Source organism: Pseudomonas sp. 8Z (genome assembly GCF_902506535.1).
GTDB lineage: Bacteria > Pseudomonadota > Gammaproteobacteria > Pseudomonadales > Pseudomonadaceae > Aquipseudomonas.
In genome coordinates this window covers 471,242-495,030 of the sequence record NZ_LR733825.1, presented here as the reverse complement: position 1 = coordinate 495,030, position 23,789 = coordinate 471,242, and the positions used below count along the sequence as shown (strand labels likewise).

The following is a 23,789-nucleotide window of genomic DNA, read 5'->3' as shown; positions in this document are numbered from 1 at the left end:
GCAGGAACCACGAACATGGCCAGCCCCACGCAAATCACCGCTTCGACCTGCTGCTACTGCGGCGTCGGCTGTGGCGTGCTGATCGAACACGACGACGAGAAGATCCTCGGCGTCGCTGGCGATCCCAGCCACCCGGCCAACTTCGGCAAGCTCTGCAGTAAAGGCGCCACCCTGCACCTGACTGGCGACCTCGACGCCCGTGGCCTGCACCCCCAGTTGCGCCTAGGCAAAGGGCTGGCCCGATCACGCACAGACTGGGACAACGCCCTGGAGCACGCCGCTAACGTCTTCGCCGAGACCATCGGCGAGCATGGCCCGGACAGCGTCGCCTTCTACATCTCCGGCCAGTTGCTGAGCGAGGACTACTACGCCTTCAATAAACTGGCCCGCGCACTGGTCGGCACCAACAACATCGACTCCAACTCACGCTTGTGCATGTCCAGCGCGGTGGTCGGCTACAAACGCAGCCTCGGCGCCGACGCGCCGCCCTGCTCCTATGAAGACATCGAACTGAGCGATTGCCTGCTGATCGCCGGCTCCAACATGGCCTACGCCCACCCGGTGCTGTTTCGCCGCCTGGAGGAAGCCAAAGCGCGCCGCCCAGAGATGAAAGTGATCGTCGTCGATCCACGGCGCACCGACACTTGCGAATTGGCCGATCTGCACCTGGCGATCCTGCCTGGCACCGACGTCGCCCTGTTTCACGGCATCCTGCACCTGCTGCTGTGGGAAGGCTGGATCGACCGCGCCTATATCGACGCCCATACCGAAGGCTTCGATGCCCTGAAGAATCTGGTGCGCGACTACACCCCGGCTGCCGTCGCGGAAATCTGCGGTATCAGTCGCGACGCGCTGCAAACCTGCGCGCAGTGGATAGGCCAGGCACCGAGTTTTCTCTCGCTCTGGTGCATGGGCCTTAACCAGTCCAGCGCCGGTACGGCGAAAAACAGCGCCCTGATCAACCTGCACCTGGCCACCGGGCAGATCGGCAAGCCTGGCGCCGGCCCGTTCTCCCTCACCGGCCAACCCAACGCCATGGGCGGGCGTGAAACCGGTAGCCTGAGCAACCTGCTGCCCGGCCACCGCGAAGTCGGCAATGCCGCGCACCGCGCCGAAGTCGCCGCGTACTGGGGCATCGATGCCCTGCCAGCAACGCCGGGGCTGTCTGCCATCGAACTGTTCGACGCCATGCATGACGGGCGTATCAAAGCCGTCTGGATCGCCTGCACCAATCCGGCCCAATCGCTGCCGGATCAGAGCAAGGTGCACGAAGCCCTGGCCGCCTGCCCCTTCGTCGTGGTGCAGGAAGCCTTCTTCACCACCGAGACCTGCCACTACGCCGACCTACTGCTGCCTGCCGCCAGTTGGGGCGAAAAGGAAGGCACGGTGACCAACTCCGAGCGCCGCGTCAGCCATGTGCGCCGCGCCGTGCCAGCGCCCGCCGAGGCGCGCCCCGATTGGTCGATCACCTGCGACTTCGCCCAGCGCCTGGAAAAACGGCTACGCCCTGGCCTGCCCAGCCTGTTCGATTTTGCCGACAGCCAAGCGCTGTTCGAGCAATACAAACACCTGACCGCCCAGCGCGACCTCGACCTATCAGGGCTGAGCTACAGCCTGCTGGACGATCAGGGGCCGCAACAATGGCCCTTCCCGGCTGGCGCCCGCAGTGGCACTGCACGCCTTTACGCGGACGGGTGCTTTCCTACTGTCAGTGGTCGCGCGCAGTTTCTCGCTGAGCCCTATCGCGCAGCGAAGGAGCGCCGCGAAGCACGCTATTCGCTGACCCTAAACACCGGTCGCCTGCGCGACCAATGGCACGGCATGAGCCGCACCGGCACTGCCGCGCAGTTGTTCGGCCACGTCGAAGGGCCCGTGCTGGGCTTACATCCCGATGAACTGCGCCGTCGCCGCCTGGCCGACGGCGACCTGATCAAGCTACGCAGCCGCCGTGGCAGCCTGATCGTACCGGTACAGGCCGACGACAGCGTGCGCCCCGGCCAAGCCTGGCTGCCCATGCACTGGGGCAATCGTTTCCTGCGCGGCCTGGGCACCAATGTGCTGACCCAACCGGCCTTCGATACCCTGTCCAAACAACCGGAACTCAAGCACGCCGGCGTTGAAGTGGAGCGCGTCGAGCTGCCCTGGCAGTTCTTCGCCCTGGTCGAAGGCCAGGTGCAGATACGCTTCGAGGCGCTGCGCCCGCTATTCAACGACTTCGCCTACGCCAGCCTCACGCCTACAGGCCGCGAGCGCCCTGCACTGCTGATCCGCGCCGCCTGCGCCGTCGCACCAGAAGCACAACTGCTGGCCCGTATCGATCACTTGCTGGGCCTGGATTGCGGGCCGGTATTGGCCTACGACGACGCCCGCCGCGCCGTGGGCAAGCGTGTACGCATCGAGTCGGGGCGCATCGTCAGCATCCGTCTGGCCGGTGAAACCGCTGCCAGCCAATGGCTAAAAGGGTTATGGCAGAGCGGGCAGGCCGATGCCGAGCTGCGCCGCTGGCTGCTGGCCCCGCTGTCGGCAGCACCGGGCAAAGCGGCAAACACAACCAGCCGCACACTATGCAACTGCCTGAATGTCAGCGAAAACGCGATTCGTAACGGCATCAAGCAAGGCCTGAATCTTGACGGCCTCAAACAACATCTCAAATGCGGCACCAGTTGCGGCTCCTGCGTACCTGAGATCAAGCGGCTGCTGGTGCAAGAGCAGGCTGTGGAGGAAATATCGATATGAATGCAAAAGTCTGGCTGGTCGGCGCAGGCCCTGGCGACCCCGAACTGCTCACGCTCAAAGCCGTCAAGGCGCTCAAGCAGGCCGATGTGGTGATGATCGACGATCTGGTCAATCCTGCCGTGCTTGAGCACTGTCGCACCGCGCGCATCGTCTCGGTAGGTAAGCGCGGCGGCTGTCGCTCTACACCACAAGCGTTCATCCATCGCCTGATGCTGCGCTACGCACGCCAAGGCAAATGCGTGGTGCGCCTGAAAGGCGGAGACCCCTGCATCTTCGGGCGTGGCAGCGAAGAAGCCGACTGGCTCGGTGCACACGGCATAGAGGTGGAGCTGGTCAACGGCATCACCGCTGGTTTAGCAGGCGCCACAAGCTGCGGTATTCCATTGACCTTGCGTGGAGTCGCACGAGGGGTAACCCTGATCACTGCGCACACTCAGGACGACAGTTCACTGAACTGGCAGGCGTTGGCCCAGAGCGGCACGACGCTGGTGATCTATATGGGCGTAGCCAAACTGGCAGAAATCCAGGCTGGCCTGTTTGCTGGCGGCATGAGTGGCGAGATGCCGGTAGCGATGATCGAGAACGCCTCACTACCCACGCAGCGCGAATGTCGTAGCCGACTGGCCACGATGCAGGAGGATGCTGCCTGCTTCGCTCTGCAAAGCCCAGCCATCTTGGTGATAGGCGAAGTTGCCCGCCACGCCGTACAGGCTAGCCTGCTCCAGCTCTCTCACGGCTGACTCTTTGCGGGCGATAGAAAAAGAAAAACCCGGCCGAAGCCGGGTTTCTCTTTACTGCACCAGAGGCATTACTGCTGGATCTGGGCTTCTACTTCAGCTTCAACACGACGGTTGACAGCACGGCCAGCGTCGGTGGCGTTGTCGGCAACCGGGCGGCTCTCGCCGTAACCAGCAGCGTTCACGCGGCTGCCATCTACGCCATACTGGTTGACCAGTACATTACGCACGGCATTGGCACGACGCTCGGACAGCTTCTGGTTATAGGCGTCAGTACCGACGGAGTCAGTGTGGCCTTCAACGGTGGTAGTTGTCTGCGGATACTGGTTCATGAAGTCAGCCAGGTTTTTGATATCACCGTAGCTTTCTTCTTTGACGCTATCCTTGTTGAAGTCGAATTTGACGTCCAGTTCGACACGAACGGTTTCCATGGCCGGTTCAGCGGCAGGCTCAGGCATCGGCTCCGGAGCAGCAGCGACAGGAGCAGGAGCCGGGGCCGGCTTGCTGCCACCACCGAAGTTCAGACCAACACCCACGCCAGCTTGCCACTCGGTGTCACCCTGGTCGATGTTGTACAGAGCCTCAACGCCGGTACGGGCGTAGAAGTTCTCGGTGAAGTAGTACTTGGCGCCAGCGCCAGCGATGGCCAGAGTCGAGCTGTTGCGACCACCATCGTTGGCATCACCGATGCTCTGATGGCCGAAACCGGCAGACACATAAGGACGCAGACCCACACCCGGCTGACCGAAGTGGTAGATGGCCTTCAGGTCGGTCAGGTTACCCTTGATGTTCTTGCTGCCTGCAGAGCCTTCGCCGCGCAGATCGTGGTACTCGCCATAGGACAGCGCCAGCTCGACGTCGTCGGTCAGGTAGTAGCCAATGCTGCCGCCGAACAGGTTGCCTTCATCGTGAGCGAAGTCACGCTGAGAGTCGGCGAAATAGCGATTGACGAAACCCTCCACCTCGACTGCACCTTGGCCTTGTGCCAGCGCACCGAAGGAAGTTGCGGCAACGAGAGAGCCAATGACTACGCCCAAGGTGTTTTTTACTTTCATCCGTTAAATCCCCATCTTGATGGTTAATAAGTTGCCTAGTACGGCAGGTGGCAACTTGGCGGCGATATTATCAGGATTCGCCCTTCCCTTAGTGGTCGGAAAGCTGAACTAAGTTTCAGATGTTTCCGAAAAATTATCGCGCAATCGATCCAATGCTCGCTTGTAGCGCATTTTCGTGGCGCTCAAGCCCATGTGCATGATGTCGGCAATCTCTTGAAACTCGAGTTCTGCGACAAAACGTAGCACCAGAATCTCGCGATCAATCGGGTTGACGTGCACCAACCAACGATCCAGACCGCCACGCTCCTCTACTTTTGGAGCCTTTTCGTCGGACGCTTCTTCAAGCGGATCCAAACTTAATGCATCGATCAAGCGACGTTTTCTACGCTCTTTTCGATACTGCGTAATGCACTCGTTATAGGTGATGCTGTACAGCCAAGTTTTGAACTTGGACTTTCCCTCAAAGTTCTTCAGGCCATACAACACCTTGAGCATGACCTCCTGACAGACATCGTCGGCATCTCTTTCGTTCCCTAAATAACGGGCGCACACATTAAATAGCGTGCGCTGATAACGCCGCATCAGCTCTTCATAAGCACGGGTTATATGGAACAGCTCGTCGTGAGCGCGCGCCACCAGCTCTTCATCGGTGAGCTCGCGGGGGTCATAACGCGTAGGCAGGGTTTGAGCTTTGTTCAAAACAGGTCGGGCCGACGGACAGGACGAAAAGTGCCCAGCAGGTCATCCCGGCCGGGCAGCTACATAAAATACCAGATTGGCGTCAGCGGCTGTTCACGCGTTGCTCAAGCATCACTCGATTGGCCACTGAAACCAGCTCTCCAGAGTCGGTCAGTAGAATGGTTTTCACTGTACCGATCTCCTCGATCTGGCCTTCGACCTCACCGACGCTCACTTGTTGCCCGACCTGATACAACTCGCGCACATAGATGCCCGCCAGAATCTGGCTGGCGATTTCCCGACTGCCCAGACCAAGTGCCAGCGCAACCGCCAACCCCACGGAAATCAACACGATGGCAATGACATTGTTGAGTAGGTCGGTCTTGACCTCCAACTGGCCAATAGCCACGGAGATGCTGATGATGATGACCAGGCCCTGAGCCACTCGACCAAGCCCTTGCGCATACTCCAACCCGACACCATCCGCCGCGCCACGCACCAAGCTGCTGACTAGTTGCGCCAGAAGCACGCCCGCGAGCAATACCAACGCCGCACCAAATACCTTGGGCAGATACAAGGCCAGCACATCGAGGGTCGAGGAAATGCGCTGCAGGCCGAGCGACTCAGCCGCCGAGACCAGGAAAATCAGCAGCACGAACCAGTAAACGATCTTGCCGATCAGAGTCGAAACCGAAACCTGGATGCCCGCACGAGACAGCATCTTGGTCAGACCGGTACCGGTCATCAATCGATCAAGGCCGACCTTGTTCAGCAGCTTGGACAGTAAGGTGTCGAGCAGCTTGGCCACGACGAAACCCAGCAGCACCAGTACCAGAGCGACGAACAGATTGGGAATGAACCCCGCCACCTTGGTCCACAGGGCGGTCATGGCGGAAATCAGGCTTTGAGTCCAGGGGTCGAGTTCCATTTCAATCGGCCTTATCAGCAGAAGCGGAGGATGAGTTACGGCGCACCGGCGCCACGTGCGCCGAGCCATTATTCAAGGCGATCATGAGCGCCTGCAGCCAGTGGCCCAGCAGGCTGAACAGATCACCGGCGCCAACCTGACGATTGGCGGTTTTCAGCACCCGATGCAGGCAGGCGTCGTCATCGCGAGCGGATGGCGTCGCCTTGAGCAAATCGCGCAGGGATTCTTCGAATGGATCGTGCATGGGCACCTCACAGACTGTTTGTCCTAGACGCCAGAGCGCCAGAGCGGGTCACAGTTCACAACCAGCGCCAGCGGCGGTAGAGCAGCAATTGGACGACAGCCAGTAGCACCATCAGGCCACAGGCAACGAGAAATCCGGTGGGGTTATCCGCCCCTGGTATGCCGCCGACATTGATACCAAGCAGCCCCGTGATAAAGGTCAGGGGCAGGAACATCCCGGTAATGACGGTAAAGCGGTACATGATGCGGTTCATCCGCTCACTCATACGCTGGCTCTCGGCTTCCAGCACCAAGCTGACCCGCTCGCGCACCAGTTCCAGTTCTTCCAGATAACGTGTAAGACGGTTGTTCAGCTCATTCCAGTAGTCGTCATCATCCTCGACGAACCAGGGCTGACGATTGCGTGCAAGCTGTGCGTACAAATCTCGCTGTGGCGCCAGGAAGCGGCGCAGACTCGCCGCCCGTCGGCGCACCTGCAACATAAGGCTGTGGTCTGGACGATAACGCTCGTCGGCATCCAACCGGTCCTCTTCCTGGTCAAGCTGTTCGCTAAGCTCGGCGATCAGCTCGTCAACGCGGTTAGTCAGGTGTCTAGCCAGCTCCAGAAGCAGCTCGGACGCCGTACGCGGCCCCTTGCCGACCTGCAGGTCAGCAATCAGGGCATCAGTGGCCAGCAATGGACGCAAACGCAAGGAGATGACCCGCCGTGCGTCAGCGAAGATACGCACCGAGACCATGTCTTCAGGCTCGGCACCCGGATTACGGTTGATGCCTCGCAAGAACACCAGCAACTCGTTGTCTGGTAACGGCAACAAACGAGGCCGGGTGTTTTCCTCCAGCAACAGGTCGCAACTGAACTCATCTAACCCGCTGTTTTCACGCAACCAACGCTGCGCCTGTGGCTGGCTACGATCCCAATGCAGCCAAAGGCTTTCCTGTTCGCCGAGCTGGAGATCATCGAGACGTTGCCGATCAATACTCCGCGCACCACCAAGACCATCGAGGACAAAGGCATGCAGCAAAGCCGTGTTCTGCTCCACCATGGTTTATTCCGGCATGCTCAAGGCTTGCGGGGCAACGATGATGCCGTTGTTATCGGCATACACATAGTCGCCCGGCCTGAACGTCACACCACCAAAGGTCACTGCGACATTGAGATCGCCGATGCCACGTTTATCGGTTTTCATTGGATGACTGCCTATGGCCTGCACACCCAGATGGGTCTGAGCGATGACATCGACATCACGGATGCAGCCGTATACCACGATCCCTTCCCAACCATTTTTCGCCGCTTTCTCGGCCAGCATGTCGCCCAATAACGCACGACGCAGCGAACCACCGCCATCGACTACCAGCACTCTGCCCTGCCCAGGTTGATCGACCTGCTCCTTGACCAGGGAGTTGTCTTCATGACATTTGATGGTGACGATCTGTCCACCGAAGGAGTCTCGACCACCGTAGTTGGCGAACATCGGCTCGACCACTTGCACCAGTTCCGGGTAGGCATCGCATAGATCTGGGGTGATGTAGTGCATGACAAGACTCCTTTGAGCAGGGATGGCAGGCATCAGCGCGCACCAAGATGTAGCTGAGACAACGCTTGACGAACATTGTCTCGACAGATCGCCCGGAGAATGACCGTAGCGACTGCAGGCGTCACATCTTACCGAGAAGCCATGCCCGAAGAAACGCCGTCATACCCCGACTTCGCGCGAACTATCCAACTCCGGCGGCAACTGCAGATGCCTTAACCAATGCTCGACACAAGGCCAAACCTCTCGTTGCGCGTCCTTACTAACCAGCATCTCGACATGGCCAAAGTCACTGGAAAATCCACGCGCCTTGGCCAAAAGGAGAAAGGCTGTAGGCGCGGCACTGCATTGCTGCAACAGCTTGCGGCAGGCCCAGGCCGGATCCTGCTGATCACCTGCCGCGCTTACGGCCAGAATCGGCAAGCGCACCTGTGCCAGACCACCCCACCAGTCCTGCTCATGGTCACCAAAACGTCCAAACAGGCCCAGTCTGCGCAACGTCTCTCGGGCAATGCCAATGGGCTCGTCTTCCGGCCCACGTTTGAGCCGCCTGCCGGATAAGTAAGGAAACGCGCGTAACAATAGCCGCGCGCCCCACTCCACCGGCGGCAACTTGAGCGGCCAGTACAGTCGGCTGACTTGGCTGCCAAAAAGAGCGGCCGAGCAAACCCGCCGCCCATCCAAATATCCCGCACCGAGCGCTGCAGCCAGAGTTACCCCACCAAGGGAATGCCCCAACCAATGCGCCGCCTGCCCGGTCTGCTCATAGACAAATTCGGCAATGGCTGGCAGGTCATAACGCACGTACTGCGCCACAGTATTGTCCCGGTAGCGCTCATTGCGCGGTGACAGACCATGGCCACGCATCTCGGCGATCCAGACATCGAAACCGGCACGCGCCAGGTAGGCGCCTAAACCAATACCTCGGGGCGAGTACCAGAAACGCCGGTTGGAAAAGCTGCCATGCAGTAACACCACTGGCGTACCGCGTGTCGCCAGCTCGCTGGCCAGCCCCAATCGGGTCAGCGCCAGTTCAACGCTGGAGTCTGGACTGTTGTTGGGTTTGAGACGGTAAATATCTTCACTCAGATCTGCGCGCAACTCGGCGCTGATCAGTGCGACGGGGAAAAGCTCACTGCTGCTTTGCATGAATCGAACGACCGCACAGGCGACTTGCCATGAAAAAACCAAACTCGCAACGAGCTCTAAAGCCGTTACGCCAAGCACGAAAAAGGGCGGGTTAAACCCGCCCTTTTGTCACCAGCAGCAACGCTTAGGCAGATGTGCCTTCGGCCAGGAAGAACCAGGTATCGAGCACCGAATCAGGGTTCAGCGAGACGCTTTCGATCCCCTGCTCCATCAGCCACTTGGCCAGATCCGGGTGATCCGATGGGCCCTGGCCGCAAATGCCGATGTACTTGCCGGCCTTGTTACAAGCAGCGATGGCGTTGGCCAGCAGCTTCTTCACCGCTGGGTTACGCTCATCGAACAAGTGAGCGACGATGCCGGAGTCGCGATCCAGGCCCAAGGTTAACTGGGTCAGGTCGTTGGAACCGATGGAGAAGCCGTCGAAGAACTCAAGGAACTCATCAGCCAGCAGGGCGTTGGACGGCAACTCGCACATCATGATGACCTTTACGCCATCCTGACCACGGGCCAGGCCATTGCTGGCCAGCAGCTCGACCACTTGCGAGGCCTCACCCAGGGTACGCACGAAGGGCACCATGATTTCTACGTTGGTCAGGCCCATTTCGTTACGCACCTTCTTCAGCGCGCGGCATTCGAGCTCGAAGCAGTCGCGGAAGGAGTCGCTGATGTAGCGCGAAGCGCCACGGAAGCCGAGCATTGGGTTCTCTTCTTCCGGCTCGTACAGTTTGCCGCCGATCAAGTTGGCGTATTCGTTGGACTTGAAGTCCGACAGGCGCACGATGACCTTCTTCGGCCAGAAGGCAGCAGCCAGGGTACTGATGCCCTCAACCAGCTTCTCGACATAGAAATCGACTGGATCGCCGTAACCGGCGATACGCTTTTCGACGCTGTCCTTGATCTCCGTAGGCAGGCTGGCGAAGTTCAGCAACGCCTTCGGATGCACACCAATCATGCGGTTGATGATGAATTCCAGGCGAGCCAGACCCACACCTTCGTTCGGCAGTTGGGCGAAGTCAAAAGCACGATCCGGGTTACCGACGTTCATCATGATCTTGAACGGCAGCTCGGGCATGGCATCGACCGAGTTCTTGCGGATGTCGAAGCCCAGCTCGCCTTCGAAGATGAAGCCGGTATCGCCTTCGGCGCAGGACACGGTAACGCCCTGGCCATCCTTCAGCACGCTGGTGGCATTGCCGCAACCGACCACGGCCGGAATACCCAGCTCACGGGCGATGATCGCCGCGTGGCAGGTACGCCCGCCGCGGTTGGTGACGATGGCGCTGGCACGCTTCATCACCGGCTCCCAGTCCGGGTCGGTCATGTCGGAGACCAGCACATCGCCGGGCTGCACCTTATCCATCTCGGACACATCATGGATCACCCGCACCTTGCCGGCGCCAATGCGCTGGCCGATGGCGCGGCCTTCGACCAGAACGGTGCCTTTCTCTTTCAGCAGGTAGCGTTCCATCACGGTAGCGCTGGAGCGGCTCTTCACGGTTTCCGGGCGAGCCTGCACGATGTACAGCTTGCCGTCGTCACCGTCCTTGGCCCACTCGATATCCATTGGACGGCCATAGTGTTTCTCGATGATCAGCGCCTGCTTGGCCAGCTCACTGACCTCGGCATCGCTGATGCAGAAACGTGCACGCTCGGCGCGATCAACGTCGACGGTTTTGACCGAACGACCGGCTTTCGCCTCGTCGCCATAGATCATCTTGATCGCCTTGCTGCCTAGATTGCGCCGCAGGATCGCCGGACGACCAGCTTCCAGCGTGGTTTTATGCACGTAGAATTCGTCAGGGTTGACCGCGCCCTGCACCACGGTCTCGCCGAGGCCGTAGGCGCCGGTGATAAACACCACGTCACGGAAGCCAGACTCGGTGTCCAGGGTGAACATCACACCAGCGGTGCCGGTTTCCGAGCGCACCATGCGCTGCACGCCTGCGGACAGGGCAACCAGCTTGTGGTCAAAACCCTGGTGCACGCGGTAGGCAATGGCGCGGTCATTAAAAAGCGAGGCAAACACTTCCTTGGTCGCGCGAATCACGTTGTCTACGCCACGGATATTGAGGAAGGTTTCCTGTTGGCCGGCGAAGGATGCATCCGGCAGGTCTTCGGCGGTAGCGGAGGAACGCACCGCCACGGCCATATTGTCGTTGCCCGCACTCATGATGGCGAAGGCTTCGCGAATCTGCTTGTCCAGCTCGGCGGGAAACTCGGCGTCCATCACCCACTGGCGAATCTGCGCACCGGTCTTGGCCAGGGCGTTGACGTCATCGACATCCAGGCTATCCAGCGCTGCGTGAATTTGCGCGTTCAGGCCGCTCTGTTCGAGAAAATCGCGATAAGCCTGAGCCGTAGTGGCGAAACCGCCGGGCACCGAAACACCAGCACCGGCCAGGTTGCTGATCATCTCGCCGAGGGATGCGTTTTTGCCCCCCACATGCTCTACATCGTGGACGCCGAGCTTATCGAGGGAAACTACGTACTCTACCAAGGTGATCTCTCCACTAACGGTGTTGGAAAAGCTCAGTGGGCTGCGCAATGTCGGACGAGCAAATTCGTGCGATTGTGGCCTTGCCCTTGAATAAGTAACAATGCCGAAACCCAGTGGGCTCGGCGCAAAACGCGGCCTATCATAGCCAAGAATCGAACTCAGCTTAAGGCCTTTGGCACAATGAAACGAACCGCTTTCTTCATCTCCGATGGCACCGGCATCACGGCCGAAACCCTGGGTCAGAGCTTGCTCGCGCAGTTCGAGAATATTCAATTCACCAAACTCACGCGTCCTTATATCGACAGCGTCGATAAAGCGCGCGCCATGGTACAACAAATCGATGCCGCCGCTGAAAGGGACGGCGTGCGCCCGATCATCTTCGACACCATCGTCAACCGCGATATTCGTGCGATCCTCGATACTGCCAATGGTTTCATGATCGACATTTTCTCCACCTTTCTCTCACCACTGGAACAGGAGTTAAGCTCGCACTCCTCCTACTCCGTGGGCAAATCGCACTCCATCGGCCAGAACTCCAATTACATGGAGCGTATCGAGGCGGTCAACTTCGCTCTGGACAACGATGACGGCGCGCGCACCCACTATTACGACAAGGCCGATCTGATTCTGGTCGGCGTGTCGCGCTGCGGCAAAACGCCCACCTGCCTTTATATGGCTATGCAATATGGCATTCGCGCGGCCAACTACCCATTGACCGAAGACGACATGGAGCGCCTGCTGCTTCCTGAGTCACTGAAAAAATACCGCGACAAACTGTTCGGTCTGACCATCGACCCGGATCGCCTCACTGCCATCCGCCACGAACGCAAGCCCAACAGCCGCTACGCCAGCTACGCCCAGTGCGAGTTCGAAGTGCGTGAGGTGGAAGGCTTGTTCCGCCGCGAAAATATCGCCTTCATCAATTCCACGCATTTCTCGGTCGAGGAAATTTCGGCCAAGATCCTCGTCGAAAAAGGCGTCGAGCGTCGTCTCAAATAATCTTTCGCGAGCCCGCCATGACGCTCAACGATGCCTTGCTGTTCGCCCCGATCGCCCTCCTGATCGCCATTACCCCAGGGCCCAACAACTTCTGCGCGATGAACAACGGTATCCGCCATGGTGTGGCGACCGCCGTATTGGCGACCACGGGTCGAGTCATTGCGTTCGCCTTCTTCCTGCTCATTTCGGCGGTCGGCCTCGGCGCGATGCTGATGGCCTCCGAACAATTGTTCACCGCGATCAAATGGGTCGGTGCCGCCTACCTGCTCTATCTGGGTGTCAGTGCCTGGCGTAGCCGCGCCTTCGCCCTGGACGAACAGCAGGGCTTCGCACAACCCAGGCGCACTCTATGGCTGGCGACGCGCCAGGAGTTTCTCATTGGCATCAGCAACCCCAAGGCCATCCTGCTGTTCGCGGCGATTTTCCCGCAGTTCATCCGCCCGGATCAGCCGGCTGCCGAACAGTTTCTCTATCTGGGTACGACCTATCTGCTGGCGGAATACGCCGCTTCGCTGCTGTATGCACTGTTCGGCGTGCAGATTCGTCGCCTGATCCGTACCGCCCGCGGTGTGCGCAACCTCAATCGCACCACCGGCGCCTTCTTCGTCGGAGCCGGCGGCCTGTTGCTGGGCACCAGCCAGCACTGAGCAACTCAGAAGCTGTCGCCCGGCACCCGCACCCAGCCTTCCATCAGAATGCGCGCACTACGGCTCATCACGGCCTTGGTCACTGTCCACTGGCCATCGACCAGACGAGCCTGCGCACCGACCCGCAAGGTGCCGGACGGATGGCCGAAGCGCACCGCTTCACGCTCGCCGCCACCAGCGGCCAGATTGACCAACGTGCCCGGTATCGCCGCCGCAGTGCCGATGGCCACCGCGCAGGTGCCCATCATCGCGTGGTGCAGCTTGCCCATGGACAGCGCCCGCACCAGCAGGTCGACATCGCCAGCTTTTACATCCTTGCCGCTGGAGGTGCGGTAATCCTTGGACGGGCTGACGAAGGCGATCTTAGGCGTGTGCTGACGGGTCGCCGCCTCCTCGGCCGTCTTGATCAGGCCCATGCGCAACGCACCGGCAATACGGATCTGCTCGAAACGCGCCAGTTGCGCCGGATCACCATTGATGGCCTCGCGCAGCTCGGTGCCCTGGTAGCCGATGTCCTCGGCATTGACGAAGATCGTCGGGATACCGGCGGTGATCATGGTCGCCTTGAAGGTGCCGATACCCGGCACTTCGAGGTCATCGATCAGGTTGCCGGTCGGGAACATTGAGCCGCCCTCTTCGCCGTCGTCGGACGGGTCGAGGAACTCCAGCACGATCTCTGCCGCCGGAAAGGTCACGCCGTCCAGCTCGAAGTCGCCGGTTTCCTGCACCTGACCATTGCTGACCGGCACATGGGCGATGATGGTTTTCTGGATATTGGCCTGCCAGATGCGCACCACGCAGGTACCGTTCTGCGGGATCCGCGCAGGGTCCACGAGACCGGCATGGACGGCGAACGCCCCCGCTGCCGTGGACAGATTCCCGCAGTTGCCACTCCAGTCGACGAAGGCCTTGTCGATGGAGACCTGGCCATAGAGGTAATCGACATCATGCTCCGGCTGACTGCTGGCCGACAGGATCACGCATTTCGACGTGGACGAGGTCGCACCGCCCATACCATCGATATGCGCCGAATAGGGATCAGGACTGCCGATGACGCGCATGAATAACCGGTCACGCGCCTCGCCTGGCACCTGGCAGCGCTCGGGCAGATCCTGCAGGCGAAAGAACACGCCCTTGCTGGTACCGCCACGGATGTAGGTAGCGGGGATTTTCACTTGCGGCAGATGAACCATGAGTGCAGTCCTGAAAAATTGACCCGGATGCAATCCGGGGAGAATTGAATACCCTCATTCCCGGATTTCATCCGGGCTACGCGATTGCCTCCCCTCTCCCGCTTGCGGGAGAGGGGCCGGGGGATAGGGTCTATCAGACAACACCGAGCCGCCTGCACCACCCTCTCCCCAACCCTCTCCCATAAATAGGAGAGGGAGCTATCACGCCACCGTGCCTTCGAGGAAGTCCTTGGCGAAGCGCTGCAGCACACCACCGGCCTTGTACACGCTGACATCGGCAGCGGTATCCAGGCGGCAGGTCACCGGCACCTTGAGCACTTCACCGTTACGGCGATTGATCACCAGGGTCAGGTCGCAGCGCGGGGAAATGTCGCCCTCGATGTCATAGGTCTCGGTGCCATCCAGCCCCAGGGTCAGACGCGTGGTGCCCGGCTTGAACTCCACCGGCAGCACACCCATGCCCACCAGGTTGGTGCGGTGAATACGCTCGAAGCCTTCGGCGACGATCACCTCGACGCCCGCCAGTCGCACGCCCTTGGCCGCCCAGTCGCGGGAGCTGCCCTGGCCGTAGTCGGCACCGGCAATGATGATCAGGTTCTGCTTGCGGTTCATGTAGGTCTCGATCGCCTCCCACATGCGCAGCACCTTGCCCTCGGGCTCGACGCGAGCCAGCGAGCCCTTCCTCACCTGTCCGTCAACCACGACCATCTCGTTGACCAGTTGCGGGTTGGCAAAGGTGGCGCGCTGCGCAGTGAGGTGGTCGCCACGGTGGGTGGCGTAGGAGTTGAAGTCCTCCTCCGGCAGGCCCATTTTCGCCAGGTACTCGCCGGCCGCCGAGTCCGCTAGGATGGCATTGGACGGCGACAGGTGATCGGTGGTGATGTTGTCCGGCAGGATCGCCAGGGGCCGCATGCCCTTGAGCGTGCGCGCGCCAGCCAGCGCGCCTTCCCAGTACGGCGGACGACGGATATAGGTGCTCATCGGGCGCCAGTCGTACAGCGGACTTTCCGCCTCCTGCACGCTGCCCAGGTCGAACATCGGAATGTAAATCTGCTTGAACTGCTCGGGCTTCACCGAGGCAGCGACTATGGCGTCGATCTCCTCATCGCTGGGCCACAAGTCCTTCAGCGTGATCGGTTTGCCCTGGGCATCGGTGCCCAGCACATCCTGCTCAATATCGAAGCGCACGGTACCGGCGATGGCATAGGCCACCACCAGCGGCGGCGAAGCCAGGAAGGCCTGCTTGGCGTAGGGGTGAATACGACCGTCGAAGTTGCGGTTGCCCGAAAGCACAGCGGTGGCGTACAGGTCGCGGTCGATGATCTCCTTCTGGATTTTCGGATCGAGCGCACCAGACATGCCGTTACAGGTGGTGCAGGCGTAGGCGACGATGCCGAAGCCGAGCTTTTCCAGCTCCGGCAGCAGACCCGCCTCTTGCAGATACAACTTGGCGACCTTGGAGCCCGGCGCGAAGGAGGTCTTCACCCAGGGCTTGCGCACCAGGCCCAGGGTATTGGCCTTCTTCGCCACCAGGCCGGCAGCGATCACGTTGCGCGGGTTGGAGGTGTTGGTGCAACTGGTGATGGCGGCGATGATCACCGCGCCGTCCGGCATCAGACCTTCGGCTTCCTCGCCCTTGCCGCTCTGCAGCTTGGCTTCATCGGCAATGCCGCGCTCAGCCAAAGCCGAAGTCGGCAGGCGCCGATGCGGGTTGCTGGGACCTGCCATATTGCGCACCACGCTGCCTAGGTCGAAGCGCAGCACGCGCTCGTACTCGGCGGTTTTCAGCGCATCGCTCCACAGGCCAAGGGTCTTGGCGTAATTTTCCACCAGTGCCACCTGCTCCGGCTCGCGCCCGGTGAGCTTGAGGTAGTCGATGGTCTGGCCGTCGATATAGAACATCGAGGCGGTGGCGCCATATTCCGGGCACATGTTGGAAATCGTGGCGCGGTCGCCGATGGACAGGCTGTCTGCGCCTTCGCCGAAGAACTCGACGTAGGCCCCGACCACGCGCTCCCTGCGCAGAAACTCAGTCAACGCCAGGACGATATCGGTGGCGGTGATGCCGGGCTGACGCTTGCCGGTCAGTTCGACGCCGACGATATCCGGCAAACGCATCATCGACGGGTGGCCAAGCATCACCGTCTCGGCTTCCAGGCCGCCGACGCCAATGGCGATCACGCCCAGCGCATCGACGTGCGGGGTGTGCGAGTCGGTGCCCACGCAGGTATCGGGGAAGGCGATGCCGCCACGCGCCTGGATCACCGGGCTCATTTTCTCCAGGTTGATCTGGTGCATGATGCCGTTGCCGGCCGGGATCACGTCGACGTTCTTGAACGCGGTTTTCGTCCAGTCGATGAAGTGAAAGCGATCCTCGTTGCGGCGATCCTCGATGGCGCGATTCTTCTCGAAGGCGTCCGGGTCGAAGCCCGGCGCTTCCACGGCCAGCGAGTGGTCGACGATCAACTGGGTCGGCACCACCGGGTTGACCTTGGCCGGGTCCCCCCCCTTTTCGGCGATGGCGTCACGCAGGCCAGCCAGGTCGACCAGCGCAGTCTGCCCAAGGATGTCATGACAGACCACCCGCGCCGGGTACCAGGGAAAGTCCAGGTCGCGCTTGCGGTAGACCAGTTGTTCCAGCGAGGCGGTCAGATCCTGCGGGGCGCAGCGACGCACCAGTTGTTCGGCGAGCACGCGCGAGGTGTAGGGCAGCTTGTCCCAGGCACCGGCGTGAATCGCCTCGACCGCTTCACGGGTGTCGAAGTAATCCAGCACGGTACCGGGCAGGCGCTTGCGGTATTGGCTATTCACGGTGTCATTCATCTTATTTACGATCCTTGAGCGGCACGAACTTCAGGTCTTCGGGGCCTGTGTAGTTGGCGCTCGGGCGGATGATCTTGCCGTCGATGCGCTGCTCGATGACGTGAGCGGACCAACCTGCGGTGCGGGCGATGACGAACAGCGGGGTGAACATGGCGGTGGGCACGCCCATCATGTGGTAGCTCACGGCGCTGAACCAGTCGAGGTTGGGGAACATCTTCTTGATGTCCCACATGATGGTTTCCAGGCGCTCGGCGATGTCGAACATCTTGGTGTTGCCCTGCTCCACGGACAGCTCGCGGGCCACCTCCTTGATCACCTTGTTGCGCGGGTCGCTCACGGTGTAGACCGGGTGACCGAAACCGATCACCACTTCCTTGCGCCCTACTCGCTCGCGGATATCGGCCTCGGCCTCGTTCGGGCTGTCATAGCGCTTCTGCACCTCGAAGGCCACCTCGTTGGCGCCACCGTGTTTCGGCCCGCGCAGCGCGCCGATGGCGCCGGCGATGCAGGAGAACAAATCGGAGCCGGTGCCGGCGATCACTCGCGAGGTGAAGGTCGAAGCGTTGAATTCATGCTCGGCATACAGATTCAGCGAGGTGTGCATGGCGCGCACCCAGGACTCGCGCGGTTTCTCGCCATGCAGCAGATGCAGGAAGTGGCCGCCGATGGAGTCGTCGTCGGTGTCCACCTCGATGCGCTTGCCGTTGTGGCTGTAGTGATACCAGTACAGCAGCGCCGAGCCGAGGCAGGCCATCAGCTTGTCGGCAATGTCGCGGGCGCCGGGGTGGTTGTGGTCGTCCTTCTCCGGCGCCAGGCAGCCGAGTACGGACACGGCAGTACGCATCACGTCCATCGGGTGGGCGGACGGCGGCAGTTGCTCCAGCGCCGCTTTGACCCCAGCCGGCAGGCCGCGCAGGGCCTTGAGTTTGGCCTTGTAACCGGCCAGCTCGGCGACGTTGGGCAGCTTGCCGTGTACCAGCAGATGGGCGATTTCCTCGAACTCGCAGCGGTTGGCGAAGTCGAGCACGTCATAGCCACGGTAATGCAGATCGTTGCCGGTGCGGCCAACGGTGCACAACGCGGTGTTGCCGGCGGCGGTACCGCTCAGGGCGACGGATTTTTTCGGTTTGAAGCCAGGGGTGGTTTCGGTGGCACTCATGGTTATCTCCTCGACTCTTTTTGTTCTGCTGAGCTGTGCATAGTGCGTGTAGGGTGGGCCGGGCGACGATTCGCTTCAGCCCACCCTACACGCACTATGCACAGCTCAGCAGAACAAAAAGAGTCGAGGAGATAACCATGAGTGCGATCTGGGGTTTCGTATAGGAGCTTGACGATGACCTACTCTCACATGGTGAAGCACCACACTACCATCGGCGATGCGTCGTTTCACTACTGAGTTCGGGATGGGATCAGGTGGTTCCAACGCTCTATGGTCGTCAAGCAATTCGGTTGGGATCTCGCGGTTAGGCGCTATCCCTTGGATACGTGATAGAGGCTTGTAGCTCTCGCAAATTTTCGGCTTTCTGTCGACTTCACCATCGACACCCTCTGTCTCTGGCTTATGCCTTCGCAGATTGTTTGGGTGTTATATGGTCAAGCCTCACGGGCAATTAGTATGGGTTAGCTCAACGCCTCACAGCGCTTACACACCCCACCTATCAACGTCGTAGTCTTCGACGGCCCTTTAGGGGAATCAAGTTCCCAGTGAGATCTCATCTTGAGGCAAGTTTCCCGCTTAGATGCTTTCAGCGGTTATCTCTTCCGAACATAGCTACCCGGCAATGCCACTGGCGTGACAACCGGAACACCAGAGGTTCGTCCAACCCGGTCCTCTCGTACTAAGGTCAGCCCCTCTCAAATCTCAAACGTCCACGGCAGATAGGGACCGAACTGTCTCACGACGTTCTAAACCCAGCTCGCGTACCACTTTAAATGGCGAACAGCCATACCCTTGGGACCGGCTTCAGCCCCAGGATGTGATGAGCCGACATCGAGGTGCCAAACACCGCCGTCGATATGAACTCTTGGGCGGTATCAGCCTGTTATCCCCGGAGTACCTTTTATCCGTTGAGCGATGGCCCTTCCATACAGAACCACCGGATCACTAAGACCTACTTTCGTACCTGCTCGACGTGTCTGTCTCGCAGTCAAGCGCGCTTTTGCCTTTATACTCTACGACCGATTTCCGACCGGTCTGAGCGCACCTTCGTACTCCTCCGTTACTCTTTGGGAGGAGACCGCCCCAGTCAAACTACCCACCATACACTGTCCTCGATCCGGATAACGGACCAGAGTTAGAACCTCAAGGTTGCCAGGGTGGTATTTCAAGGATGGCTCCATGAGAACTGGCGTCCCCACTTCAAAGCCTCCCACCTATCCTACACAAGCAAGCTCAAAGTCCAGTGCAAAGCTATAGTAAAGGTTCACGGGGTCTTTCCGTCTAGCCGCGGATACACTGCATCTTCACAGCGATTTCAATTTCACTGAGTCTCGGGTGGAGACAGCGCCGCCATCGTTACGCCATTCGTGCAGGTCGGAACTTACCCGACAAGGAATTTCGCTACCTTAGGACCGTTATAGTTACGGCCGCCGTTTACCGGGGCTTCGATCAAGAGCTTCGCTTGCGCTAACCCCATCAATTAACCTTCCGGCACCGGGCAGGCGTCACACCCTATACGTCCACTTTCGTGTTTGCAGAGTGCTGTGTTTTTAATAAACAGTCGCAGCGGCCTGGTATCTTCGACCGGCATGAGCTTACGCAGTAAATGCTTCACCCTCACCGGCGCACCTTCTCCCGAAGTTACGGTGCCATTTTGCCTAGTTCCTTCACCCGAGTTCTCTCAAGCGCCTTGGTATTCTCTACCTAACCACCTGTGTCGGTTTGGGGTACGGTTCCTAGTTACCTGAAGCTTAGAAGCTTTTCCTGGAAGCATGGCATCAACCACTTCGCGTTCTAAAAGAACACTCGTCATCAGCTCTCGGCCTTGATCTCCCGGATTTACCTAAGAAATCAGCCTACCACCTTAAACACGGACAACCAACGCCGTGCTGGCCTAGCCTTCTCCGTCCCTCCATCGCAGTAACTAGAAGTACGGGAATATTAACCCGTTTCCCATCGACTACGCATTTCTGCCTCGCCTTAGGGGCCGACTAACCCTGCGTCGATTAACGTTGCGCAGGAAACCTTGGTCTTTCGGCGTGCGAGTTTTTCACTCGCATTGTCGTTACTCATGTCAGCATTCGCACTTCTGATACCTCCAGCAAGCTTCTCAACTCACCTTCACAGGCTTACAGAACGCTCCTCTACCGCTCACACCTAAGTGTGAACCCGTAGCTTCGGTGTATGGTTTGAGCCCCGTTACATCTTCCGCGCAGGCCGACTCGACTAGTGAGCTATTACGCTTTCTTTAAAGGGTGGCTGCTTCTAAGCCAACCTCCTAGCTGTCTAAGCCTTCCCACATCGTTTCCCACTTAACCATAACTTTGGGACCTTAGCTGACGGTCTGGGTTGTTTCCCTTTTCACGACGGACGTTAGCACCCGCCGTGTGTCTCCCGTGCTGACACTTGCTGGTATTCGGAGTTTGCATCGGTTTGGTAAGTCGGGATGACCCCCTAGCCGAAACAGTGCTCTACCCCCAGCAGTGATACACGAGGCGCTACCTAAATAGCTTTCGAGGAGAACCAGCTATCTCCGAGCTTGATTAGCCTTTCACTCCGATCCACAGGTCATCCGCTAACTTTTCAACGGTAGTCGGTTCGGTCCTCCAGTCAGTGTTACCTAACCTTCAACCTGCCCATGGATAGATCGCCCGGTTTCGGGTCTATACCCAGCGACTAAAGCGCCCTATTAAGACTCGCTTTCGCTACGCCTCCCCTATTCGGTTAAGCTCGCCACTGAATATAAGTCGCTGACCCATTATACAAAAGGTACGCAGTCACCCAACAAAGTAGGCTCCCACTGCTTGTACGCATACGGTTTCAGGTTCTATTTCACTCCCCTCTCCGGGGTTCTTTTCGCCTTTCCCTCACGGTACTGGTTCACTATCGGTCAGTCAGTAGTATTTAGCCTTGGAGGATGGTCCCCCCATGTTCAGACAAGGTTTCTCGTGCCCCGTCCTACTCGATTTCATTGATAAGAGCGTTTCGTGTACGGGGCTATCACCCACTACGGCGGCACTTTCCAGAGCCTTCCACTACACTCAAATCAACTTAAGGGCTAGTCCCCGTTCGCTCGCCACTACTTAGGGAATCTCGGTTGATTTCTTTTCCTCAGGGTACTTAGATGTTTCAGTTCCCCTGGTTCGCCTCTTGCACCTATGTATTCAGTGCAAGATACCCAGCTTATGCTGGGTGGGTTCCCCCATTCAGAGATCTCTGGATCACAGTCTGTTTGCCGACTCCCCAAAGCTTTTCGCAGGCTACCACGTCTTTCATCGCCTCTGACTGCCAAGGCATCCACCGTATGCGCTTCTTCACTTGACCATATAACCCCAAGCAATCTGGTTACTGTCTCAATCGTGAAGACGACATTCGCCGAAAATTTGCGTCTTGAGAACTACAAATTTTGCCTTGATTAACAATGTGCAGTGAAACACATCGTTAGTCACTTCTATCACATATCCAAATTTTTAAAGAACGATTAGTACCGGTCAAAAGACCAGAAATCAGCACTCGACAGGTCATTACCTGAAGCGCTCATTTCTGAACTCTCAATTACGATCAAGCTGTAATGGTGGAGCCAAGCGGGATCGAACCGCTGACCTCCTGCGTGCAAAGCAGGCGCTCTCCCAGCTGAGCTATGGCCCCGTAAGCATCTGCACCAAAATTGGTAGGTCTGGGCAGATTTGAACTGCCGACCTCACCCTTATCAGGGGTGCGCTCTAACCAACTGAGCTACAGACCTATAACAGGGTCGCCGCGTTACAGCATCGTCTTCTACAGTGAATCAAGCAATTCGTGTGGGAGCTTATGAGAAAGCTGAAGTCTTCGATTAAGGAGGTGATCCAGCCGCAGGTTCCCCTACGGCTACCTTGTTACGACTTCACCCCAGTCATGAATCACTCCGTGGTAACCGTCCCCCCGAAGGTTAGACTAGCTACTTCTGGAGCAACCCACTCCCATGGTGTGACGGGCGGTGTGTACAAGGCCCGGGAACGTATTCACCGTGACATTCTGATTCACGATTACTAGCGATTCCGACTTCACGCAGTCGAGTTGCAGACTGCGATCCGGACTACGATCGGTTTTATGGGATTAGCTCCACCTCGCGGCTTGGCAACCCTTTGTACCGACCATTGTAGCACGTGTGTAGCCCTGGCCGTAAGGGCCATGATGACTTGACGTCATCCCCACCTTCCTCCGGTTTGTCACCGGCAGTCTCCTTAGAGTGCCCACCATAACGTGCTGGTAACTAAGGACAAGGGTTGCGCTCGTTACGGGACTTAACCCAACATCTCACGACACGAGCTGACGACAGCCATGCAGCACCTGTGTCTGAGTTCCCGAAGGCACCAATCCATCTCTGGAAAGTTCTCAGCATGTCAAGGCCAGGTAAGGTTCTTCGCGTTGCTTCGAATTAAACCACATGCTCCACCGCTTGTGCGGGCCCCCGTCAATTCATTTGAGTTTTAACCTTGCGGCCGTACTCCCCAGGCGGTCAACTTAATGCGTTAGCTGCGCCACTAAGATCTCAAGGATCCCAACGGCTAGTTGACATCGTTTACGGCGTGGACTACCAGGGTATCTAATCCTGTTTGCTCCCCACGCTTTCGCACCTCAGTGTCAGTATCAGTCCAGGTAGTCGCCTTCGCCACTGGTGTTCCTTCCTATATCTACGCATTTCACCGCTACACAGGAAATTCCACTACCCTCTACCGTACTCTAGCTCGCCAGTTTTGGATGCAGTTCCCAGGTTGAGCCCGGGGCTTTCACATCCAACTTAACGAACCACCTACGCGCGCTTTACGCCCAGTAATTCCGATTAACGCTTGCACCCTTCGTATTACCGCGGCTGCTGGCACGAAGTTAGCCGGTGCTTATTCTGTTGGTAACGTCAAAATTGCAGAGTATTAATCTACAACCCTTCCTCCCAACTTAAAGTGCTTTACAATCCGAAGACCTTCTTCACACACGCGGCATGGCTGGATCAGGCTTTCGCCCATTGTCCAATATTCCCCACTGCTGCCTCCCGTAGGAGTCTGGACCGTGTCTCAGTTCCAGTGTGACTGATCATCCTCTCAGACCAGTTACGGATCGTCGCCTTGGTGAGCCATTACCTCACCAACTAGCTAATCCGACCTAGGCTCATCTGATAGCGCAAGGCCCGAAGGTCCCCTGCTTTCTCCCGTAGGACGTACGCGGTATTAGCGTTCCTTTCGGAACGTTATCCCCCACTACCAGGCAGATTCCTAGGCATTACTCACCCGTCCGCCGCTAAATCAGAGAGCAAGCTCTCTTCATCCGCTCGACTTGCATGTGTTAGGCCTGCCGCCAGCGTTCAATCTGAGCCATGATCAAACTCTTCAGTTCAATACTGCTTGGGTTTTGAGAAAACCCTAAACTTGGCTCAGCA

15 protein-coding genes, 2 tRNA genes and 3 rRNA genes are annotated in these 23,789 nt (G+C 58.8%); 4 read left to right on the top strand and 16 right to left on the bottom strand.

Going from position 1 to position 23,789, the window contains the following annotated elements; genetic code table 11:
- Positions 1-15: 15 nt before the first annotated feature.
- Both AERO9A_RS06520 and cobA read left to right on the top strand, forming a co-directional pair.
- Positions 16-2,736, top strand: a complete 2,721-nt coding sequence (locus tag AERO9A_RS06520; protein ID WP_159971107.1) for a nitrate reductase — start codon at positions 16-18, stop codon at positions 2,734-2,736.
- Positions 2,733-3,476 carry a uroporphyrinogen-III C-methyltransferase gene (gene cobA, locus AERO9A_RS06515; RefSeq protein ID WP_159971106.1) on the top strand — a complete coding sequence of 248 codons (744 nt, stop codon included), beginning with the start codon at positions 2,733-2,735 and terminating at the stop codon, positions 3,474-3,476. The genes AERO9A_RS06520 and cobA overlap by 4 nt, the downstream gene beginning before the upstream one ends.
- A gap of 68 nt (positions 3,477-3,544) precedes the next feature.
- Here the strand turns inward: cobA and AERO9A_RS06510 are convergent, their stop codons facing one another.
- From AERO9A_RS06510 to ppsA, 8 genes are all read right to left on the bottom strand, one after another.
- Positions 3,545-4,528 (bottom strand): OmpA family protein, encoded by a 984-nt coding sequence (locus AERO9A_RS06510; RefSeq protein WP_159971105.1) that lies wholly within the window; start codon positions 4,526-4,528, stop codon positions 3,545-3,547.
- Between the two features lie 108 nt (positions 4,529-4,636).
- Positions 4,637-5,227 carry an RNA polymerase sigma factor SigX gene (gene sigX, locus AERO9A_RS06505; RefSeq protein ID WP_159971104.1) on the bottom strand — a complete coding sequence of 197 codons (591 nt, stop codon included), beginning with the start codon at positions 5,225-5,227 and terminating at the stop codon, positions 4,637-4,639.
- An 82-nt stretch (positions 5,228-5,309) separates the two neighbouring features.
- Entirely contained in the window at positions 5,310-6,134 is an 825-nt protein-coding gene (locus AERO9A_RS06500) for a mechanosensitive ion channel domain-containing protein (protein WP_159971103.1), read from the bottom strand.
- A gap of 1 nt (position 6,135) precedes the next feature.
- Positions 6,136-6,384, bottom strand: coding sequence for a CrfX protein (locus AERO9A_RS06495; RefSeq protein WP_178111107.1), 249 nt, complete (start codon positions 6,382-6,384; stop codon positions 6,136-6,138).
- A 49-nt stretch (positions 6,385-6,433) separates the two neighbouring features.
- Positions 6,434-7,420, bottom strand: coding sequence for a zinc transporter ZntB (locus AERO9A_RS06490; RefSeq protein ID WP_159971101.1), 987 nt, complete (start codon positions 7,418-7,420; stop codon positions 6,434-6,436).
- Positions 7,421-7,423: 3 nt separating this feature from the next.
- Positions 7,424-7,912 (bottom strand): ribonuclease E activity regulator RraA, encoded by a 489-nt coding sequence (gene rraA, locus AERO9A_RS06485; RefSeq protein ID WP_159971100.1) that lies wholly within the window; start codon positions 7,910-7,912, stop codon positions 7,424-7,426.
- A gap of 159 nt (positions 7,913-8,071) precedes the next feature.
- A complete protein-coding gene (locus AERO9A_RS06480) occupies positions 8,072-9,058 on the bottom strand; it encodes an alpha/beta fold hydrolase (protein ID WP_159971099.1) in 987 nt (328 codons plus the stop codon).
- Between the two features lie 124 nt (positions 9,059-9,182).
- The gene (ppsA, locus tag AERO9A_RS06475) at positions 9,183-11,555 is read right to left on the bottom strand and encodes a phosphoenolpyruvate synthase (RefSeq protein WP_159971098.1); all 2,373 of its coding nucleotides are present in this window, start codon (positions 11,553-11,555) and stop codon (positions 9,183-9,185) included.
- Between the two features lie 180 nt (positions 11,556-11,735).
- Between ppsA and AERO9A_RS06470 the strand changes: the two genes are divergently transcribed.
- A complete protein-coding gene (locus AERO9A_RS06470; RefSeq protein ID WP_159971097.1) occupies positions 11,736-12,554 on the top strand; it encodes a pyruvate, water dikinase regulatory protein in 819 nt (272 codons plus the stop codon).
- Between the two features lie 17 nt (positions 12,555-12,571).
- Complete coding sequence (locus AERO9A_RS06465) at positions 12,572-13,201, top strand: LysE family translocator (RefSeq protein ID WP_159971096.1); 630 nt, start codon at positions 12,572-12,574, stop codon at positions 13,199-13,201.
- A 5-nt stretch (positions 13,202-13,206) separates the two neighbouring features.
- On the opposite strand, the gene prpF is transcribed toward AERO9A_RS06465, so the two are convergent.
- The 8 genes from prpF to AERO9A_RS06425 form a co-directional block, all read right to left on the bottom strand.
- A complete protein-coding gene (gene prpF, locus AERO9A_RS06460; RefSeq protein WP_159971095.1) occupies positions 13,207-14,394 on the bottom strand; it encodes a 2-methylaconitate cis-trans isomerase PrpF in 1,188 nt (395 codons plus the stop codon).
- A gap of 201 nt (positions 14,395-14,595) precedes the next feature.
- Positions 14,596-17,205 (bottom strand): Fe/S-dependent 2-methylisocitrate dehydratase AcnD, encoded by a 2,610-nt coding sequence (gene acnD, locus AERO9A_RS06455; protein WP_178111116.1) that lies wholly within the window; start codon positions 17,203-17,205, stop codon positions 14,596-14,598.
- Between the two features lie 13 nt (positions 17,206-17,218).
- Entirely contained in the window at positions 17,219-18,376 is a 1,158-nt protein-coding gene (prpC, locus tag AERO9A_RS06450) for a 2-methylcitrate synthase (protein ID WP_159971093.1), read from the bottom strand.
- A 166-nt stretch (positions 18,377-18,542) separates the two neighbouring features.
- Positions 18,543-18,658 (bottom strand): 5S ribosomal RNA (rrf, locus tag AERO9A_RS06445).
- A gap of 148 nt (positions 18,659-18,806) precedes the next feature.
- Positions 18,807-21,700, bottom strand: a 23S ribosomal RNA gene (locus tag AERO9A_RS06440).
- Between the two features lie 248 nt (positions 21,701-21,948).
- Positions 21,949-22,024 (bottom strand) — tRNA-Ala (locus AERO9A_RS06435).
- Positions 22,025-22,044: 20 nt separating this feature from the next.
- A tRNA-Ile gene (locus AERO9A_RS06430) sits at positions 22,045-22,121 on the bottom strand.
- An 88-nt stretch (positions 22,122-22,209) separates the two neighbouring features.
- Positions 22,210-23,746, bottom strand: a 16S ribosomal RNA gene (locus AERO9A_RS06425).
- The 16S, 23S and 5S rRNA genes sit together here with 2 tRNA genes alongside, the layout of an rRNA operon.
- Positions 23,747-23,789 lie beyond the last annotated feature (43 nt).

Coding starts and splice junctions, on each gene's coding strand:
- prpF (WP_159971095.1), bottom strand. CDS start 14,394: ATGGTTCATCTGCCGCAAGTGAAAATCCCCGCTACCTACATCCGTGGC.
- AERO9A_RS06500 (WP_159971103.1), bottom strand. CDS start 6,134: ATGGAACTCGACCCCTGGACTCAAAGCCTGATTTCCGCCATGACCGCC.
- AERO9A_RS06520 (WP_159971107.1), top strand. CDS start 16: ATGGCCAGCCCCACGCAAATCACCGCTTCGACCTGCTGCTACTGCGGC.
- cobA (WP_159971106.1), top strand. CDS start 2,733: ATGAATGCAAAAGTCTGGCTGGTCGGCGCAGGCCCTGGCGACCCCGAA.
- AERO9A_RS06465 (WP_159971096.1), top strand. CDS start 12,572: ATGACGCTCAACGATGCCTTGCTGTTCGCCCCGATCGCCCTCCTGATC.
- rraA (WP_159971100.1), bottom strand. CDS start 7,912: ATGCACTACATCACCCCAGATCTATGCGATGCCTACCCGGAACTGGTG.
- AERO9A_RS06490 (WP_159971101.1), bottom strand. CDS start 7,420: ATGGTGGAGCAGAACACGGCTTTGCTGCATGCCTTTGTCCTCGATGGT.
- AERO9A_RS06480 (WP_159971099.1), bottom strand. CDS start 9,058: ATGCAAAGCAGCAGTGAGCTTTTCCCCGTCGCACTGATCAGCGCCGAG.
- prpC (WP_159971093.1), bottom strand. CDS start 18,376: ATGAGTGCCACCGAAACCACCCCTGGCTTCAAACCGAAAAAATCCGTC.
- AERO9A_RS06510 (WP_159971105.1), bottom strand. CDS start 4,528: ATGAAAGTAAAAAACACCTTGGGCGTAGTCATTGGCTCTCTCGTTGCC.
- AERO9A_RS06470 (WP_159971097.1), top strand. CDS start 11,736: ATGAAACGAACCGCTTTCTTCATCTCCGATGGCACCGGCATCACGGCC.